We start from the raw sequence: 17,701 nt of genomic DNA, 5'->3' as shown, positions 1-17,701 counted from the left end.
GATGAGAGATATACCGGACATCAAGTGCACAACTGCGCACATGATGGCGTATGGTGGTGGCGTGCTCGCAGCGCTCCGTCATCCGCAATTCCGCAAGCTGTTCACCGCCCAGGTGGTCGCCCTGGTCGGCACCGGACTGCTCACCGTCGCCCTCGGCCTGCTCGCCTACGACATCGCCGGCGGCCAGGCGGGCGCGGTGCTGGGCACCGCACTGGCCATCAAGATGATCGCGTATGTGGCTGTGGCACCGGTGATCTCGGCGTTCACCCAGCGACTGCCGCGCCGTCTGGTGCTGGTCTCCGCGGATGCGATACGCGCCGCAATCGCGCTGATGCTGCCGTTCGTCACCCACACCTGGCAGATCTACGTGCTGATCGCGCTGCTGCAATCGGCCTCGGCGACCTTCACGCCCGCGTTCCAGTCGCTCATCCCGTCGATCCTGGTCGACGAGGACGATTACACGCACGGCCTGTCGCTCTCCCGCCTGGCCTACGACCTCGAGTCGCTGCTGAGCCCGGTGCTGGCGGCCGCGCTGCTGACCGTCATCAGCTACCACTCCCTGTTCGTCGGCACCGCAGCCGGTTTCGTGGCCTCGGCCCTGCTGGTGGTGACCACCCGGCTACCGCGCCTCGCCCCGCCCGAACGCTCCGCCCCGCTGCTCGAGCGGATCACCGAGGGCGCGCGCATCATGATGAACCGCCCGGTCCTGCGCGGCCTGCTGGCCATGAACATGGTGGTCGCCGCGGCTACCGCGCTGGTGATCGTGAATACCGTTGTGTACGTGCGGGATCAGCTGGGCGGCTCGAACACCGGGGTCGCATTGGCGCTGGGCTGCTTCGGATTCGGCTCCATGGCGGTGGCGCTCTCGACTCCGCGCCTGCTGCGCTTCATCCCCGATCGCCGGTTCATGCTGACCGGCTGCGCGGTGCTGCCCATCGGCCTGCTCGCCGCGGCCCTGCCGACCCTGCTCCCCCGTCCGGTCGGCGCCGCCGTCCTGGCGCTGACCTGGGTTCTGCTGGGCGCGGGCACCTCCCTGATCAACACGCCTTCCGCCCGCCTGCTGCGCGCCCAGTCCGAACCAGCCACCCGCACAGCGGTTTTCACCGCGCAGTTCTCCCTCTCGCACGCCTGCTTCCTGGCCACCTACCCCATCGCCGGCAAACTCGGCGCGCTGGCGGGTATGCCGACAACGGCGATCACCCTGGCCGCGCTGGCTACACTGGCGGCTACGACGGCGGCGCGCGCGTGGCCCGCGTCCGCTCCGGCGGGCATCGAGGCGGTGTCAGCGACAGGAAGGTGAGGCGAAGGTGACCAAGGCGAAACCGCTACCCGCGGTGCCGAATCTCACCCACCCGGTCGAGCCGAGTCTCACCCACCCCGTCGACCCGGATCAGGCCCGGCTGGAGGCGGCCACCGCCACCTTCCGCATGCTCTCGGATCCGACCCGCCTGCACATTCTCTGGATCCTCGCCGAGGGCGAGGCCGATGTCACCGCCCTGACCGAGGCCTGCGGCGCCTCGCGCACCGCGGTCAGCCAGCACCTGGCCAAACTCCGCTTCACCGGCCTGGTCGAGACCCGCCGCGACGGCCGCCGCATCATCTACCGGATTCGCGACGGCCACCTGACCCGGCTGGTCCGCGAGGGCCTCAATCACGCCGATCACATCGTGACCGGCGAGCCCGCGCACGAGTAACCATCTCCCGGACGCACGCTCCTGGTCAGTGGGACCTGCTATCGCCCGCTGCCCGCATTCGCCTCGACGATATGCCTAATCGAAATATCGCAAGACGAATACCGAGAGGACGCGCATGCATCCCGAGCAGGGCAGCCCATTCGATGTGATCATCATCGGTGCCGGATTCGCCGGACTCTACGGCGTCCATCGGGCGGCGAAGGCCGGACTGAACGTGCTCGGCCTCGAGGCCGGCGACGACGTCGGCGGCACCTGGTACTGGAACAAGTACCCCGGTGCGCGCTGCGATGTGGAGAGCGTCGACTACTCCTACTCCTTCGACGAGGACCTGCAGCAGAGCTGGACCTGGACCGAGCGATTCGCCGCGCAGCCGGAGATCCTGGCCTACATCAACCATGTCGCCGAGCGCTTCGACCTGAAGCGCCACTACCGATTCGGGCAGCGCGTCACCGCCGCCCGCTTCGACGAGACGGCCGCGCTGTGGACCCTGCACACCGAGCGCGGTGACGAATTCCGTTCGCAGTTCGTGGTTTTCGCGACCGGCTGCCTGTCGACCCCGATCAAGCCGAATCTGCCCGGCATCGAAACCTTCGCGGGTGAGGAGCTTTTCACCGCGCAGTGGCCCGAGGAGGGCGCGTCCTTCGAGGGCAAGCGGGTCGGTGTCATCGGAACCGGATCCTCCGGCATCCAGGTCTCCCCGATCATCGCGCGACAGGCGCGGGCGCTCACCGTCTTCCAGCGGTCGGCGAACTTCAGCGTGCCCGTGCCGAACCGGCCGTGGACCGAGCAGGAGCAGGGCGAGATCCGCGCCACCTACCGGCAGCGGCGCGAGAACTCCTACTACGCACCGGCGGCCACGCCGCACCGCTCGCTCGAGGTCAAGGCGCTGGAGCTCACCGCCGAGCAGCGCGAAGCGGCGATGGAGGACCGCTGGAACGGTGGCGGCGTGCTGTTCAACAAGGTGTTCCCGGATCAGAACAGCGATCTGGCCGCCAATGAGCTGGTACGCGAGTTCGCGGTGGCCAAGATTCGCGCGAAGGTGCAGGACCAATCGGTGGCCGACGACCTCATCCCCTACGACCACCCGATCGGCACCAAGCGCATCTGCACCGACTCCGGGTACTACGAGATGTTCAACCGGACGAATGTGGATCTGGTGAACCTACGGCGCGAGGCCATCGTGGAGGTCACCCCGACCGGCATCCGCACCGCCGAGAAGTTCATCGAGCTCGACACCCTCGTCTACGCAACGGGTTTCGACGCCATGACCGGCACCCTGCTGCGCATCGACCTGCACGGCGCGAACGATGCCCGCCTCGGCGATGCCTGGGCCGACGGGCCGGTCACCTACCTGGGCTTCGGCATTCCGGGATTCCCGAACATGTTCAGCGTCAACAGCGTCGGCACGCCGTCGGTGATGGCGAATATGGTGCTGCACTCCGAGCAGCAGCTGGATTGGGTGCTGGCACTGGTGGAACACTGCCGCGCCAAGGGAATTCGCACCGTAGCGGCGCGCGAGGACGCCGCGGTCAAATGGACCGACCACCTGTTGGAGGTCGCCGAGGGCACGCTGTTCGTGAAGGCCGACTCCTGGTACATGGGCGCGAACATCGAGGGCAAGAAGCGCGTATTCATGCCCTACATCGGCGGCTTCGGCAATTACCGCCGCTACTGCGACGAGGAGCGCGACAACGGCTACCCGAACTTCGAGCTGGCTGTCTAATACTCCGAAACCAACGAAACCGGCTCGCTTCCCCTAAGAGGCGCGCCGGTCTCGTCGTCTCCGGACTAGGCGGGCAGGCCCAGACCGGTAGCCAGGACGGGCCACGACTGCTTCAGCGCGTCCTGCCAGTACCCCCACGAGTGGGTGCCGGTGGGCGTGAAGTCATAGGTGGCCGGGATACCCAGGCCGTCCAGCTTGGCCTTCAGGTTGTGGGTGCAGTAGTTGGTGGCGGCCTCGAGTCCGGCGCCGAGGGTGTTCTGATTGGCCCAGCCGGCCACACCGGGCAGGGTGTGCGGACCGTCGAGGGTGTCCCACTGGCCCGGCAGGCCGGAACCGCTGGAGATGAACAGGTTCAGGCCGCGCAACTGGTCGGCGTGCACGTAGGGATCGTTGGCGGCCCACATCGGATCGTTCTGCGGGCCGTACATGTTCTTGCTGTCACCGCCGCCCGCGGCGACCACGGTATTGACGAAGTTCCAGCCGATCGGATCACTGATCTGCGCGCACCCGCTGTACGCGGCGACCGACTGATACAGCCCCGGCGCGGCGATGGGCAACTGCAGTACCGAGGTGCCCGCCATGGACAGACCGGCAATCGCATTGCGCCCGTTGGTGTTCAGCGCCTTGTCGATGAGCGGCGGCAGCTCCTCGGTGAGGAAGGTCTTCCACTTGTTCACGCCCAGTGTGGGATCGGTTTCGCGCCAGTCGGTGTAGTAGCTGAAGCCGCCGCCGATCGGCTGCACCACATTGACGTTCTTGTCGGACAGGAAGTTCAGCACATCGGTCTGCTTCTGCCAGGTCGCGGAGTCGGTGCCGCCGCCCGCTCCGTTGAGCAGGTACAGGACCGGGGTGGGCTGCGAGGTGTCGGCGGCGCGCTGCACGTCGACCTCGATGTTCTTGTCCATGGCGGCCGAGTAGACCTGCAGGGTGAGGGTGCGCGCGTCGGTCGCCTTGCTGGAGGCGATCTTGGAGCCATCGGCGGAGGTGCCCGCGTAGTTCGGCGACGTGCCCGGGTCGGCGGTGGCGGTACCCGCCGCGATCGGTAGCAGAACGGTTGCCGTCAACGCTATGACCGCGCTGCCCCAGATCCTCTTCGAACGCACGCGGTATCTCCTCAATGCAGGTTGTTTCCGATCGGAACTAGTCAGCCCGCTACGTTGCCCTCCCGCACTGAGCAATTGCTGGCCCGAAGCTGAACTTGTCCTGAGAGGGCCGCTCGAGCACCGGTCAGAACCGGAAATCGACCCGCGTGTTCTGACTCACGACCGCCGCTCGGCAATCGCGATCGACTCCGGATTCGCCGCTGTCAGCGGGCTGCCGGTGGCCGTCGGCGCACTGTCGGCGGGCTGTCAGCGCGGGTGGGCATCGTCATGGACAACGAAGCAACCACCGCTGAAAGGCAAGCCAATGAACGACATCGCGCTCACCGAATTCGTCGCAGCCACCGCCGCCAAGTTCGATATGCCCGGCATCTCCGTCGGCATCTGGGTCGACGGCCGCGAGATCATCGCCAACTACGGCGTGACCAGCACCGAGAACCCGGTTCCCGTCACCGAGCACACCATCTTCTCGATCGGCTCCACCAGCAAGACCTTCACCGCCACCGCGCTCATGCGGCTGGTCGCCGAGGGCAAGGTCGACCTGGACGCCCCGGTCCGCACCTACGTCCCGGAGCTGAAGCTGCTCGACGAGGGCCACGCCGCCGCCATCACCGTGCGGCAGGTGCTCAACCACACCGCGGGCCTGGAGTGGAACCTCATCAACAACACCGGTGAGGGCGAGGACGGTCTGGCCGCGTTCGTGGCCTCCCTGGCGGAGCTGCCGCTGATCGGCAAGCCCGGCGAGCGCGCCTCCTACAGCCAGGCCGGATTCAACCTGCTCGGCCGGGTCATCGAGAACGTGACCGGGCAGCCGTTCGAGCAGGTCGTCGCCGAGACCGTACTGGAGCCGGTCGGGATGCGCGAGAGCTTCTACTTCCAGGGCGACATCATGACCCGCCGCTTCTCCGCCGGGCACGAGCGCCAGCAGGACGGCACCCTCGAGATCTCCCGCTCCTGGAAGGGCACCCGCGCCAACAATCCCGGCGGCGGGCTCGGCACCACCGTCTCGGATCTGTTGCGCTGGGGCCGATTCCACCTCGGCGACGGCCGCACCGAATCCGGCGAGACCGTCCTGCCCGCCGAACTGCTGCACCGGATGCAGGAGCCCACCATCACCCTGCGCGCCAGCACCCTCGCGGACGCCTTCGGGCTGTGCTGGATGCTGCGCGAGGTGGACGGTGTCCGCACCGTCGGCCACGGCGGCTCGGTGTTCGGCCAGTTCACCGAATTCCAGTTGGTCCCGGAGCACGATTTCGCCATCGCGATCGTCTCCAACGCCAGCCCCGACGGCGTCCCCGCCAACCAGGCCATTCTGCGCTGGGCCCTCGAGCACTACCTGGGTGTCATCGACAAGGACCCGGAGCCGCTGCCCTTCGACGCCGACCGCGTCGCGGAACTGCTGGGCGGCTACGAGATCGACGCCATGACCGCCGAATTCCTTGTCGAGGACGGCAATCTCTTCCTCGAATGCAAGGTCAAGCCCGAAATCCGCGCCGCCGCACCCGAATCCGAGATCCCCCAGGACCACCCGCCGTTCCCGGTCGGCCTGCTGCCCGACGACGAGTACATCATCACCGAGGGCTCCTTCCAGGGCCAGCGCGGCTTCCTCAGCCGCAACGACCGGGGCGAGATCACCGGCCTGGATCTCGCCGGTCGCCTCTTCACCCGGGCGTCCTGACCCGCGGGTCGCTCGAAAGGGAGCCCACGTGCGCGAAGCACGTGGGCCCCTTTTCAGTTGGCGGCCTCCTGCGCAAGCAGCTCCAGTGCCTCGGAGCGGGACAGTTCGCTTCCCCGGCGATATGCCTGATGGAACTCCTCCTCGCCGAGTCGAGTAGCGAGTTCGGTCGTGAGAGCGGCCAGTTCGGGGTTGCCGTGATCGAACAGGCCGCGCACGACTTCACTGAGGCCGAGCGCGGCGGCGGAGCCGATCGAATCACCCTCCAGGAGCCGGAGTTTCGCCAGCAACTCGGCGGTGTGGGCCACGGCCTGAGCGATCGTCGCCGAGTCACCGTAGACGAATGCGCCCTCGATCACCTGCGGAAGCAGGGCGCGGGCCGCCTCGGAATCGCCTTCGGCCAGCCGGTTGCGGAACCGGCACATCGCAATATGACCGGCAGCCATGGCCTCCGGATACGGCAGGCGACGGACACGGTGCTCGAGGTTGTCCAGGTCCCGGTCGGCCTGGCCGATATCGCCGGAGCGGCGGTGCAATTCGGCACTCGAGAGGAGCAGTACGGCCGCGAGACGCGAGAAACCCTCGGTCTCAGCAAGGCGCCTGGCGGCCTCGATATCCCGGGCCGCCTCGGCGAGGTCACCGCCGCGCATGCGCTCCTCGACGAGGGCGGTGCGGGCGGCGAAAATATCGTCCTCCGTATTGAGTTCGGAGGCGAGGGCCACGGCACGCCCGTAGGCGGCGAGCGCCTGTTCGTGCTCGCCCCGCAGCGAATGTTCGCGGCCGATAGCGAGCAAGGCGAGTCCCAAACCCCAGCGATCACCGACGGTTTCGAAGCCGCGCAGCGCCGCCTGCCGCTCCTCGGCCCCGGCGGGAAGCAGGCCCTGCCCGGTGAGCGCCACATCGCGGGCGAGGTGCGTGCTGGCCCGCACCCAGGGGTCCGGCCAGGCCATGGCCTGCGCGAGCTGCCGATCGGACAGCGTCTCGTCCTCGGCCTGGCCCGCCATGAGCGCGACCCAGGTCGGCATGGCCTGGTGGAATTCCAGCCCGCCGGCCTGCACACAGTCCTCGATCAGCGCGGGCAGCGTGCTCCCGGCCGGTGGCGAACCAGCCATCAACGCGATCACCCGAAATGCGGCGCGCGCCTGCCCCGTCAGCTCCTCCGCGAAGCTCAGCACCGCTGCCAGAGAGTTCTCGAACTGCGAGCTCATCCCTCGAATTCCCCAGTACCAGAACATCGCTCGCACCAGCCGCGCCGCGAGGGCCGCATCGCCGGTCGCCCGGTCGGTGGTGCCGTCGGCCGCATGGCCGGAAGTCCCGTGCGGCCCACCGAGAGCGCCGGCGCCGGCGTGATCACCGAGGGCGGCACGCAGGGCAGCGGTCAGATTGGCGTGTTCGGCATCGAAAAAGGCGATGGCGTCGAGTTGTTCGACGGCGCGGAGCTGCGGTTCGTGGTGTTCGGCGAGGGCGAGGTAGTAGTCGGTGAAGCGTGGCGTGAGGTCGTCGGTGGAGTGGCTCAGCTGCTCGGCGGCGTAGGCGCGGATGGTTTCGAGCATGCGGTAGCGGGGCGGGTCGTCGGGGGTGACGGTGACGAGGGATTTCTCGACGAGGGTGTCGAGGAGGTAGAGGATGTCGTCGACCGGGAGGTCGGCGTCGGAGCAGACGGCCTCGAGGGCTTCGACCGTCGCGCCGCCCGGGAACGCGGAAAACCTTCGGGCCAAGAGCTTTTCGGGCTCTTCGAGCAGATCCCAGCTCCACTCCACCAGGGCGAGCAGGGTCCGCTGGCGGGGTAGTGCTGTTCGGCTGCCGGAGGTCAGCAGCCGGAACCGATCGCCGAGCCGGCGGGCAACCTGATCGACGCTCATCGACCGCAGTTTGGCGGCGGCCAGTTCCAAAGCCAGTGGGAGGCCGTCGAGTTGGCGGCAGATCTCCACCACCGGGCCGACGGTGGTGTCGTCGACCACGAAGCCGGGGCGGATGGCCGCGGCGCGGTCGGCGAACAGCGCGACGGCCGAAGACCTTTGGGCCACAGCCGGATCGGTCGTCTCGACCGGCGGCTCGAAGGGGCCGAGATGGCAGAGCACCTCGCCGGTGATGGCCAGGGGTTCGCGGCTGGTGGCCAGCACGCGCAGCTGCGGGAGCCGGTCCAGCAGCCGTTCGGCGAGTTCGGCGGCGGCCGCGATGACGTGCTCGCAGTTGTCGAGCACCAGGACGGCGGGGCCGACGTCGAGCAGTTCGATGAGCCGGGCGGTCTTGTCGGGGCGCTCGGCGGTGTCGCCGTCGAGCGCGCCCGTCACTGCGTCCGCGAGTTGATCCGGGGCGCCCAGCTCGGCCAGCGGCACGAAGAACACCGCGCCGGAGGCATAGCGGTCCATGGCTTCCAAGGACAGCCGCGTCTTGCCGGCGCCGCCGGGGCCGACAATGGTGACCAGTCGCGCATCGGACAGCAGCGCGGTCAGTTCCTTCAGCTCGTCGTCGCGGCCGATGAAGCCGGTCAAGCGCACCGGCAGTGCGCGAGCGGCGGGTTCCCTACGCGGAGCGGGGATTTCGAGTTCGCCGCGCAGCAGCGCCAGGTGCGTGTCGCGCAACGTGGCCGACGGGTCGATCCCGAGTTCCTCGTCGAGCCGGGCCCGCATCTCCTCGTATACGCCCAGCGCATCCGACTGTCGTCCCGCGGCCGCCAGCGCTCGCATGCGCAACGCGGCCAGCCGCTCGCTCAGCGGATTCTCCGCGGCCGCGATCTCGAGATCGGCGAGCACCTCGGCGTAGCGGCCCAGGTGAATCTCCGCCTCGCAGCGATCCTCGACCGCCGACGCCCGCAGCTCGTCCAACCGCGTCGCGGTGGCCTGCGCGAACGGCGCGTCCAGCACATCCCCGAGTGCGGGGCCCCGCCACAGCGCGAGCGCCTCACCGAGCAGCCGCGTGGCCGCCTCGGCACGCCCGGCCGCGAGCTCCGCGCGCCCCTGCCGCACCAACTCCTCGAACCGGTCGACATCGACGCTCACCCCGGGCAGCCGGTACCCGCCGGTCCCGAATTCCACCGCGCCCACCCCGCGCACGGCCTTGCGCAGCCGGGACACCAGCGCCTGCAACGCCCCCGCCGCATCCGCGGGCGGCTCCTCACCCCACAACCCGTCGATCAATGCCGTGACCGGCACGTCCCGCCCCGATTCCAGCGCCAAGCGCGCCAGCAGCATCCGCACCCGGAACCCCGGTATCTCGACCGGGCTTCCGTCCTCCGCATGGACCCGAACCGGCCCCAGCACACCAACCTGCACCGGCCGAGTCTGCCAGAACGGCAGGTTCCGGGTCGCGCACCGCGAAGTCGGTGCATTACCTGCCAGGTAATCGACTCTCGCCCGGCCATCGGGCACAGTCGATCTCATGACCGATATCGCCATCGACCCCGTGGCCACCCAGATGTTCGCGACCATGCCGTTCACCGAGGGACTCGGCGTCGAGGCCCTCGACTGCGGTCCCGAGCTGGTGCGCAGCCGCCTGGCGTGGCGCGAGAACCTGTGCACGCTGGGCGGATCCATGCACGGCGGCGTGCTCATGTCGCTGGCCGATGCGACGGCGGCCGTGTGCGCCTTCCTGAATCTGCCCGAGGGCGCGCAGGGTACGACCACGGTGGAGTCCAAGACGAATTTCGTGCGCGCCCTGCGCTCCGGTCACGCCACCGCCACGGCCACGCCGCTGCACAAGGGGCGCAGCTTCATCGTGGTGGAGACCGAGATCCGCGACGACGCGGGCAAACTCGTCGCCAAGGTGACCCAGACCCAGGCGGTCCTCTAGGCGTACAGCTCTTCGATGAGGTCCGCGTAGCGCGCGTGGATCGGCTTGCGGCGCGGCTTCATCGTGGGCGTGAGCAGTTCGCTGCCGGGAGCCCAGAACTCGGGCACGATGCGGAATTTCCGGATCTGCTCGACCCGCGACAGCTTGGCATTGGCGGCGGTGACGGCCGCGCTGATCAGGATCTCCATCTCGGGATCGGCGGCCAGTACGACGGGATCGGCTGCCAGCCCGTGCTTTTCGGCGAATCCGGCGACGGCGTCGGGATCGAGCGCGATGAGGGCGACATTGTATTTGCGGTTGTCCCCCACCGCGATCGCCTGCGCCACCATCGGGCTGAATGCCTTGACCCAGTTCTCGATGGTGGCCGGTGACATGTTCTTGCCGCCCGCGTTGATGATGAGTTCCTTCTTGCGGTCGACGATCCGGAGGTAGCCGTCGAAGTCGAGGTCCCCGATATCGCCGGTGTGCAGCCAGCCGTCGGCGTCGATGACCTCGGCGGTCTGCTCGGGCCGGTTGAGATAGCCCTTCATGACAATCGGCCCGCGCACCAGCACCTCGCCGTCGTCGGCGATCCGAACCTCCAAGCCCTCCAGGGGCTTTCCGACGGTGCCGAGCTTGATCCGCCCGGGCGGGCAGATGGAGCCCATCCCCGATACCTCGCTCATGCCCCAGGCGTCGCTGACCTCGATGCCGAAACCGTTGAACCAGCGCAGCAATTCGGGTGAGACGGGGGCCGCGCCGGAGATGGCGATCTTGAGGTCGTCGAGGCCCAGCGCGGTGCGTACCTTGGACAGCACCAGCCGATCGGCGATGGCATGCTGTGCCCGCAGCGCTGCGCCGATGTGGTCGCCGTCGAGTCGCAGATCCGAGTACCGGCGGCCCACGCCGACAGCCCATTTCGCGAGCGCGGCCTTGGCGCCGGTGGCCTCGCCCAGCTTCTCCTCGATGCCGGTGCGCAGCTTCTGCCAGACCTGCGGCACCGCGCCGAGCAGGGTCGGGCGGCAGTCCGCCAGTCCGGGCGCGAAGCCGGTGCGGTCGGCGACGGTGGTGATCGTATTGCCCACGCCCATACCCAGATACAGCGCCGACCAGCGATCGGCGATGTGCGCGGAGGGCAGGAACGACAGCACCCGCTCGTCGGGGGTGGCGTCGGCGAGGTGGATGCTGGCCTCGACCATGGCGACCATATTGGCGTGCGTGATCTGCACGCCCTTCGGGGATCCGGTGGTGCCGGAGGTGTAGATGAGGGTCAGCACATCGTCGGGTTCCACCGCGCGCCAGGCGGATTCGAAGTCGAAGTCGGGATCGGCCAGCGCGGCGAGTCCGTCCAGGTCCATATCGCCGCCACCATCGAGGCACACGATGGACCGCACCGCGGTGCCCTCGCGCCCCTTCTCGATGGCGGGCAGGAACTGCGATTCGCACACCACGACGGTGGCCCCGGAATCGCTCAGCAAATGGTTGATCTGCTCGGGCGAGGAGGTGTTGTACATCGAGAACGGCACTCCGCCGAGGTGCACCACCGCGGTATCCACGGGGTAGAACTCCGGGCGATTGGTCATCATGAGCGCGACCTTCGACTCGCGTCCGATGCCCAGTGCCGCGAAGCCTCCGGCCAGCGCCCGGGCCCGCGCGTTCCACTCCCCGAAGGTAAGGGTGACCCCGTCTCCCGCGGTGCGCACCGCGATCGCCCCCGGGTTTCGGGCCACGGTCGCCTGGAATGCCGCGCACATGGTTTCGGGTAGGGCTGTCATGACCTCGGTCGCTCCCTCGTTGGATCGAATCGCAAGGTCAGCATACTCACGGCAAACCTACGGTTACGTAGGGGTATTGCGGGTGAGATCCGGAACACTATCCCGCGATGATCGGCACCAGGTACTTGCGCGCGAATTCGCCCAGCTCATCCGGTGTTTCGAGATCGGCGGCACCGCCCTGTACCAGGATCAGCGAATGCACCACGCGGCAGCCGACTTCCGCGCGCGCCGCCAGATCGGCCGGAGCCTCGAATACCCCGGCCCGCGCCGCGCGGCCGAGGATCTCGACGGTGGCGGCGACGGACATGGCGAACACGGCCGCGCCATCGACGGTGAGCTTCACCAGGATTCGCTCGGGCTCGACCGCGAGCAGCCGCTCCACCAGCGGATGCGCACGCCAGCGGGTGATGACCGTCACGAAGACGTCGGCGACCAGTCCCTCGAGATCGGTGTGCCGCTCGGGCATGCTCGCCAGCTCGGCAAGCAGGGTCGCGACCTCGCGGCTGACGACGGCCTGCACGAGATCGTCGCGCGAGCCCAGCCGCCGGTAGACCGTCACCCGGTCGACCCCGGCCTGCTTGGCCACATCCTCGATGGTCGTCTTCTTGACCCCGACCTTCTGGAACTGCACCAGCGCCGCATCGAGAATGCGCGTCTCGATGTCATCGGTGCGCGTCTCGGCGTCACCGACGGCATCCGTGCGGGTCAGCGGCTTTTTCGAGGCGGTGGTCACCGGACCAACGCTAGCAGCAGACCCGCCGGATGCAACAATCTCGGACAATTTGTGGCTGCAACATTGCCATACATTTTGTTGCGCTGTACGGTTCGGTCATGGCTGACAAGGCTGGCGCAATGAAGCGTCACTACAGCGACGAGGCACACGCCATTGCCGCCCGCGATGTGCGATTCGACTTCGAATCCGTTCCACTGCACTACATTCCGGGCGAGGTGCTGGCCACCCACATCGTCGACGTCATGCACTTGGTGCTCCCCGAGGGCGAACGGGCCATGGCCCAGGCGCTTTCCGAGGCCCTCCCCTACATCGAGGACGAACGCCTGCGTGAGGAAGTCACCGGCTTCGTCGGGCAGGAGTCCATGCACGCGGCCAGCCACGAGGCGGCACGGCGGCACCTCCAGGAGCTCGGGCTCGACGTCGACTCGTACGTGAAAAGCGTTGCCTGGCTGGTGGATCGCATACTCGGCGATCACGGCCTGAGCGGACGAGCCAAGGAGCAATGGCTCAAGGAACGACTCGGCCTTTTCGCGGGCATGGAGCACTACACGGCCGTCCTCGGCGAATGGCTGCTCAACGCCGACATTCTGGAGGCCAAGGGCATGCACCCGGCCATGCTCGACCTGGTCCGCTGGCACGGCGCCGAGGAGGTCGAACACCGCAGCGTCGTCTACGACGCGTACATGTACCTGGACGGCGGCTACCTACGCAAAGCCCGCACCGGACTGCTGGCCAGCGCGACCCTGCTACCACTGTTCATCCTCTCGGCGGGCTACCTGTACCGAAAGGATCCATCACCGAACAAGGGCCGCTTCTGGGGCTGGCAGTTCCTGAACGCCACCCGGCGCGGCGTGATCCCGAGCTGGACCGTCTTCTTCACCGAGATCCCACGCTACCTGCGGCCGGGATTCCATCCCTCGCAACTGGGTCCGATGGATGTGGCGCTGCGGTACCTGGCGCACTCCCCGGCGGCCAGGGCGGCGGCCGAATGAGCACGGGCGCAGCCGCGGGCGGCCGTCCCACGCCCCCGTCCGCTCACGACCCCGGTCATTACCCCCGTCATTCCGGCGTGCGTTTGGCCGGAATCCACAATGGTGGGGTGGATCCCGGCCAAACGCACGCCGGGATGACGAGTGGGAGCCACCCGCCACTAGGCCTGCGGGTGCTGGGCGGCGTCATGGACGTCTACAAGCGGGTATTCACCGCCGGTGTCGCAGCTCCGGTACTGTCGCCACAGAATCCGGTGCGGCACAGTGGATTCGATCTCACGACGGTGGTCGAGAAGCTGGAGCGGCCGGTGCCCGATGTGCTCGCGATCACACTGCGGGCGGTTGGTGGGCGGGAGTTGCCGAGCTGGCAGCCGGGGGCGCATGTGGATGTGTTTCTGCCGTCGGGGCGGCAGCGGCAGTACTCGTTGTGCGGGGATCCGCGGGATCGGTTGCGGTATCGGATTGCGGTGCGGTTGATTCCGGATGGGGACGGCGGGTCGCGGGAGGTGCACGAGGGGTTGTGGGTCGGCGATCGGCTGCGGATTCGAGGGCCGCGCAACGCTTTTACGTTGGTGGATGCGCCGTCATATCTGTTTTTGGCGGGTGGGATCGGGATTACGCCGATACTGCCGATGGTGAAGGCGGCCGGGGCGCGCGGGCATCTGGTGTACTCGGGACGGTCTCGGGAGTCGATGCCGTTTCTGGATGAGCTGCCCGGGGCCGAGATTCGGCCCGACGACGAGTTCGGCGCACCGGAGGTGGCGGCGATCATCGCGCGCGCCGAGCCGGGCGCGGCCGTGTACGTGTGCGGGCCACCGGCGATGCTCGCGGCGGCGCAGCGCTGCCGGTTCGAGCTGGATCCGACGGGGTCGCTGCATACGGAACGTTTTTCGGCGTCGCCCGTGGTGGACGGGCGAGCATTCGACATCACGCTGGCACGCAGCGGGCGCACCCTACGCGTCGGCGCGGAGGAGACCACGCTGTCCGCCGTGCAACGCGTGCTACCGGATGTGAATTACTCCTGCCGCCAAGGCTTCTGCGGCACCTGCAAGGTCGGGGTGCGCGCCGGCGCGGTGGATCATCGCGATCGGCTGCTCACCGCGACCGATCGGGCCGACCGAATGCTGCTCTGCGTTTCCCGCGCCGCGGGTGACGCGCTCGTACTCGATCTCTGAACTCGGAAAGATTCATGTCGATTGAAGCGGAAACCACTGTGCCCGAACACGTCCGGATCGCCATTGTCGGCGCGGGGTTCGGGGGCATCGGCCTGGCGGTGAAGCTGCGCGAGGCCGGATTCGATGATCTGGTGATCCTGGAACGCGCGGCGGATCTCGGCGGGACCTGGCGGGCCAATACCTATCCCGGCTGCGCCTGCGATGTGCCGTCGCAGCTGTACAGCTACTCGTTCGCGCCGAACCCGGACTGGTCGCGCACCTACGGGCGGCAGCCGGAGATTCTGGAGTACCTGCGGCGGGTCGCTCGGGACCACGACGTGCTGCGGCACATTCGATTCGGCGCGGAGCTCCTGGACGCGCGGTGGGACGAGAACGAGGCGGTGTGGCGGGTCCAGACCACGGTGGGCGGGCTCAGCGCCGACGTCCTGATCTCGGCGGCGGGCATCTTCGCCGAGGCCAAGTACCCGGACCTGCCCGGTCTGGACCGGTTCGAGGGCACGGCTTTCCATTCCCTGCACTGGGATCACGACCACGACCTGACCGGTGAGCGGGTGGCGGTGATCGGCACCGGCGCGTCGGCGGTGCAGTTCGTGCCGGAGATCCAGCCGGTGGTCGACCGACTGCTGCTGTTCCAGCGGTCGGCGCCCTGGATCGTGCCGCGGATGGACCGGAACACTCTCGAGCTGGAGCGCGCACTGTTGCGACGGATCCCTCTGGCGCAAAAGGCGATACGCAGCGCGTGGTACGCGGCCATCGAGGGATTCGGCTTGATCTCCCTGGTGGACAAGCGCTTCCGACATCCCTACGAGGCACTCGGTCGGCTCCAACTGCTGCGTCAGGTGCGAAATCCCGCCCTGCGCAAGACACTCACACCCGATTACGTCATCGGCTGCAAGCGTGCCATCTTCTCCGACGCCTACCTGCCCGCCCTGGACCGCCCGAATGTCGAGGTCATCACCGAATCCATCGCCGAGATCCGCCCGCATTCGATCGTCCTGCGCGACGGCACCGAGCATCCCGTCGACACCCTCATCTTCGGCACCGGATTCACCTCCATTCCCTCGGCCTACCACCGCTACATCGGTCGCCACGGCCACTCCATCGCCGACCTGTATCACCGTGAGCCGCAAAGCTATCTGGGCGCGACCGTCGCCGGATTCCCCAACTTCTTCTGCACGCTGGGCCCCTTCGGCGCGGCCGGGAACCAGTCCGCCATCTACATGATCGAATCCCAGATCGCCTACATCGTGGATGCGCTGAAAACCATGCGCGACAACGCGATCGGCCGGATCGAGCTGCGCCCCGAGGTCCAGGACGACTTCCTCGACGAGATGGACCGCCGCAGCGCCGACAGCGTCTGGCTCACCGGCGGCTGCCAGAGCTACTACACCACCGCCGACGGCCGCAATGCCGGGCTGTACCCCAACTGGAGCTTCGAATACCGCTGGCGCACCCGGCGATTCGACGCCGAGTCCTACGAGATGAGCCGCTGATGTCGACACCGCGTTGTCTGCCGTGCCCGAGTCCGTTCCGGCCCGAGGGGCGGGTCGCCCTGATCACCGGTGCCGGGCAGGGCATCGGCCGGGAGCTGGCCGGGATCCTGTACCACCGGGGCGCCGCGGTGGCCGTCGTCGATGTCGATGCCCAGGCCGCCACCTCGGTGGCCGCGGCCCTGGGCGAGCGAGCGTTGCCGGTCATCGCCGATGTCTCCGACCGGGCCGCCATGGCCGAGGCCGTGCATCAGGTGGCCGGATACTTCGGGCACCTGGACATCGTGGTCGCGAACGCGGGTGTGGTGCCCAAGCCCGCGACCCTGCGAACCATCGCGCCCGCGGACTTCGACCGGGTGCTCGATATCAATCTGACCGGGGTGTTCAATACGATCCACCCGGCGCTCGACCACATCGTCACCGCGCGCGGTCATGTCGTGGTGGTGTCCTCGTGCGCGGCCTTCGCGCCGGGGATGGGCGGCGCGCCGTACATGATCAGCAAGGCGGCGGTCGAGCAGCTGGGCCGCGCGCTGCGGGTGGAGTTGGCACCGCACGGGGCGAGCGCGGGGATCGCGTATTTCGGGATCGTGGATACCGAGATGACCCACTCGACCCTCGATCGCGATGACCTGGGCCGCCGCATCGAGGCATTGCTGCCGTGGCCGCTCAGCGCCCGCATCACCGCCGAGCAGGCCGCGCGCGCCGTCGCCGACGCCATTGAACACCGTGCGTCACAATCGATTTCGCCCGGCCCGTGGATTCCCTATTCGTTGCTGCGCGGCATGATCAACCGGGTGCTGGATTTCGGGCTCACCAAGGATCCGCGCGTGCACGCGCTGCTGCGCGAGATCGAGCGGCGCAGCGTGGAAAAACCATCCTCAACAGTGTCTACGGCCATGGACACCGGCCGGGTTCAGGCGCATTATTGATCTCACATCCGGTGCCGTTCGTCGGGGGAACGTCAAAGGAAAACCCCGGACGGATGGGAAAAGGAAATGTTCACCAAGAAAATGATGGCGACGACAGTGTTCGCCATCGCAGCCACCGGAATAACCATGGCCACTGCACACGGTGAGGCGGGGCTCGCCGATGTCACGGTCAACGGAGTGGACGGCTCGGTCGGGTACACCACGACCCTCGCGGCCGATCACTCCAATGCTCTGATCAACCTGACCGCCGGCCACTTCGCACTCGCACCGGATTCGGTGCAGGTCGTCGCGGACGACGGCGCGGTCATCGGCGCGATACCGCTGACGCTCACCGCGGATACCGGTGCGGCGCTGCAGGTCACGCCGGTCCTGAACAGCGATACGTCGCTGACCCTCACTCCGGTGGGCGGTCCGACGGCGGCGGCTACCAGTTCACAGAATCTGCCCTTCATGCACAACGCCGGGTTCGACGTGGCGGCCGGGGTCTTCTTCGGCGCCGTGATCGGATGCGTCATCGGCATCATCATCGGCATCTGGTTCTTCCTGGTCGGTGCGATCGTCGGTTGCGCGGTCGGCGCGGTCATCGGGGCGTTCATCGGCGCGGCGCTCGCCTCGTAGCGAGCCGACGGATCCCGCCGCTCCGGGGC

General features: G+C 68.0%; 14 protein-coding genes. 10 read left to right on the top strand and 4 right to left on the bottom strand.

Going from position 1 to position 17,701, the window contains the following annotated elements:
• The first annotated feature begins 61 nt into the window (after positions 1 to 61).
• The 3 genes from ON43_RS04965 (at position 62) to ON43_RS04955 (ending at position 3,417) form a co-directional block, all read left to right on the top strand.
• The gene (locus tag ON43_RS04965) at positions 62 to 1,300 is read left to right on the top strand and encodes an MFS transporter (protein WP_040804122.1); all 1,239 of its coding nucleotides are present in this window, start codon (positions 62 to 64) and stop codon (positions 1,298 to 1,300) included.
• 7 nt (positions 1,301 to 1,307) lie between these two features.
• Positions 1,308 to 1,694 (top strand): ArsR/SmtB family transcription factor, encoded by a 387-nt coding sequence (locus tag ON43_RS04960; protein ID WP_245568474.1) that lies wholly within the window; start codon positions 1,308 to 1,310, stop codon positions 1,692 to 1,694.
• 115 nt (positions 1,695 to 1,809) lie between these two features.
• On the top strand, positions 1,810 to 3,417 hold the full coding sequence (locus ON43_RS04955) for a flavin-containing monooxygenase (RefSeq protein ID WP_040803992.1): 1,608 nt from the start codon (positions 1,810 to 1,812) through the stop codon (positions 3,415 to 3,417).
• Positions 3,418 to 3,482: 65 nt separating this feature from the next.
• Here ON43_RS04955 and ON43_RS04950 read toward each other — a convergent pair whose 3' ends face one another.
• Positions 3,483 to 4,520, bottom strand: coding sequence for an alpha/beta hydrolase (locus ON43_RS04950; RefSeq protein ID WP_245568473.1), 1,038 nt, complete (start codon positions 4,518 to 4,520; stop codon positions 3,483 to 3,485).
• Between the two features lie 304 nt (positions 4,521 to 4,824).
• Between ON43_RS04950 and ON43_RS04945 the strand changes: the two genes are divergently transcribed.
• Positions 4,825 to 6,195 (top strand): serine hydrolase domain-containing protein, encoded by a 1,371-nt coding sequence (locus ON43_RS04945; RefSeq protein WP_040803990.1) that lies wholly within the window; start codon positions 4,825 to 4,827, stop codon positions 6,193 to 6,195.
• Between the two features lie 53 nt (positions 6,196 to 6,248).
• Here ON43_RS04945 and ON43_RS04940 read toward each other — a convergent pair whose 3' ends face one another.
• Positions 6,249 to 9,467: an AfsR/SARP family transcriptional regulator gene (locus ON43_RS04940; protein WP_040803988.1), complete on the bottom strand. Its 3,219-nt coding sequence runs from the start codon at positions 9,465 to 9,467 to the stop codon at positions 6,249 to 6,251.
• Between the two features lie 106 nt (positions 9,468 to 9,573).
• Here ON43_RS04940 and ON43_RS04935 point away from each other — a divergent pair, with 106 nt between their 5' ends.
• On the top strand, positions 9,574 to 9,984 hold the full coding sequence (locus ON43_RS04935; protein ID WP_040803986.1) for a PaaI family thioesterase: 411 nt from the start codon (positions 9,574 to 9,576) through the stop codon (positions 9,982 to 9,984).
• On the opposite strand, the gene ON43_RS04930 is transcribed toward ON43_RS04935, so the two are convergent.
• Complete coding sequence (locus ON43_RS04930; protein ID WP_040803984.1) at positions 9,981 to 11,738, bottom strand: AMP-dependent synthetase/ligase; 1,758 nt, start codon at positions 11,736 to 11,738, stop codon at positions 9,981 to 9,983. The two genes, ON43_RS04935 and ON43_RS04930, sit on opposite strands and share 4 nt — an antisense overlap.
• Before the next feature lie 97 nt (positions 11,739 to 11,835).
• Positions 11,836 to 12,471 (bottom strand): TetR/AcrR family transcriptional regulator, encoded by a 636-nt coding sequence (locus ON43_RS04925; RefSeq protein WP_245568472.1) that lies wholly within the window; start codon positions 12,469 to 12,471, stop codon positions 11,836 to 11,838.
• 98 nt (positions 12,472 to 12,569) lie between these two features.
• Between ON43_RS04925 and ON43_RS04920 the strand changes: the two genes are divergently transcribed.
• The 5 genes from ON43_RS04920 to ON43_RS04900 all read left to right on the top strand — a co-directional run bounded on the left by ON43_RS04920 (position 12,570) and on the right by ON43_RS04900 (position 17,672).
• On the top strand, positions 12,570 to 13,463 hold the full coding sequence (locus ON43_RS04920) for a metal-dependent hydrolase (protein ID WP_040803982.1): 894 nt from the start codon (positions 12,570 to 12,572) through the stop codon (positions 13,461 to 13,463).
• Between the two features lie 134 nt (positions 13,464 to 13,597).
• Positions 13,598 to 14,635 carry a PDR/VanB family oxidoreductase gene (locus ON43_RS04915; RefSeq protein ID WP_040804114.1) on the top strand — a complete coding sequence of 346 codons (1,038 nt, stop codon included), beginning with the start codon at positions 13,598 to 13,600 and terminating at the stop codon, positions 14,633 to 14,635.
• A gap of 14 nt (positions 14,636 to 14,649) precedes the next feature.
• Positions 14,650 to 16,128 carry a flavin-containing monooxygenase gene (locus ON43_RS04910; RefSeq protein ID WP_040803980.1) on the top strand — a complete coding sequence of 493 codons (1,479 nt, stop codon included), beginning with the start codon at positions 14,650 to 14,652 and terminating at the stop codon, positions 16,126 to 16,128.
• Positions 16,128 to 17,054: a short-chain dehydrogenase/reductase gene (locus ON43_RS04905; protein WP_051177906.1), complete on the top strand. Its 927-nt coding sequence runs from the start codon at positions 16,128 to 16,130 to the stop codon at positions 17,052 to 17,054. The genes ON43_RS04910 and ON43_RS04905 overlap by 1 nt, the downstream gene beginning before the upstream one ends.
• Positions 17,055 to 17,120: 66 nt before the next feature.
• Positions 17,121 to 17,672 carry a DUF8020 domain-containing protein gene (locus ON43_RS04900; protein ID WP_040803978.1) on the top strand — a complete coding sequence of 184 codons (552 nt, stop codon included), beginning with the start codon at positions 17,121 to 17,123 and terminating at the stop codon, positions 17,670 to 17,672.
• Positions 17,673 to 17,701: the final 29 nt, after the last annotated feature.

The sequence above is a fragment of the Nocardia concava NBRC 100430 genome, assembly GCF_000308815.1.
GTDB lineage: Bacteria > Actinomycetota > Actinomycetes > Mycobacteriales > Mycobacteriaceae > Nocardia > Nocardia concava.
The sequence above is the reverse complement of the archived record's forward strand: the minus strand, read 5'-3'. Positions and strand labels throughout refer to the sequence as shown.

Excerpts from the sequence above, each read along its gene's own strand:
- ON43_RS04955 (WP_040803992.1), top strand. The coding sequence starts at position 1,810 with ATGCATCCCGAGCAGGGCAGCCCATTCGATGTGATCATCATCGGTGCC.
- ON43_RS04930 (WP_040803984.1), bottom strand. The coding sequence starts at position 11,738 with ATGACAGCCCTACCCGAAACCATGTGCGCGGCATTCCAGGCGACCGTG.
- ON43_RS04905 (WP_051177906.1), top strand. The coding sequence starts at position 16,128 with ATGTCGACACCGCGTTGTCTGCCGTGCCCGAGTCCGTTCCGGCCCGAG.
- ON43_RS04920 (WP_040803982.1), top strand. The coding sequence starts at position 12,570 with ATGGCTGACAAGGCTGGCGCAATGAAGCGTCACTACAGCGACGAGGCA.
- ON43_RS04900 (WP_040803978.1), top strand. The coding sequence starts at position 17,121 with ATGTTCACCAAGAAAATGATGGCGACGACAGTGTTCGCCATCGCAGCC.
- ON43_RS04910 (WP_040803980.1), top strand. The coding sequence starts at position 14,650 with ATGTCGATTGAAGCGGAAACCACTGTGCCCGAACACGTCCGGATCGCC.
- ON43_RS04945 (WP_040803990.1), top strand. The coding sequence starts at position 4,825 with ATGAACGACATCGCGCTCACCGAATTCGTCGCAGCCACCGCCGCCAAG.
- ON43_RS04915 (WP_040804114.1), top strand. The coding sequence starts at position 13,598 with ATGACGAGTGGGAGCCACCCGCCACTAGGCCTGCGGGTGCTGGGCGGC.
- ON43_RS04935 (WP_040803986.1), top strand. The coding sequence starts at position 9,574 with ATGACCGATATCGCCATCGACCCCGTGGCCACCCAGATGTTCGCGACC.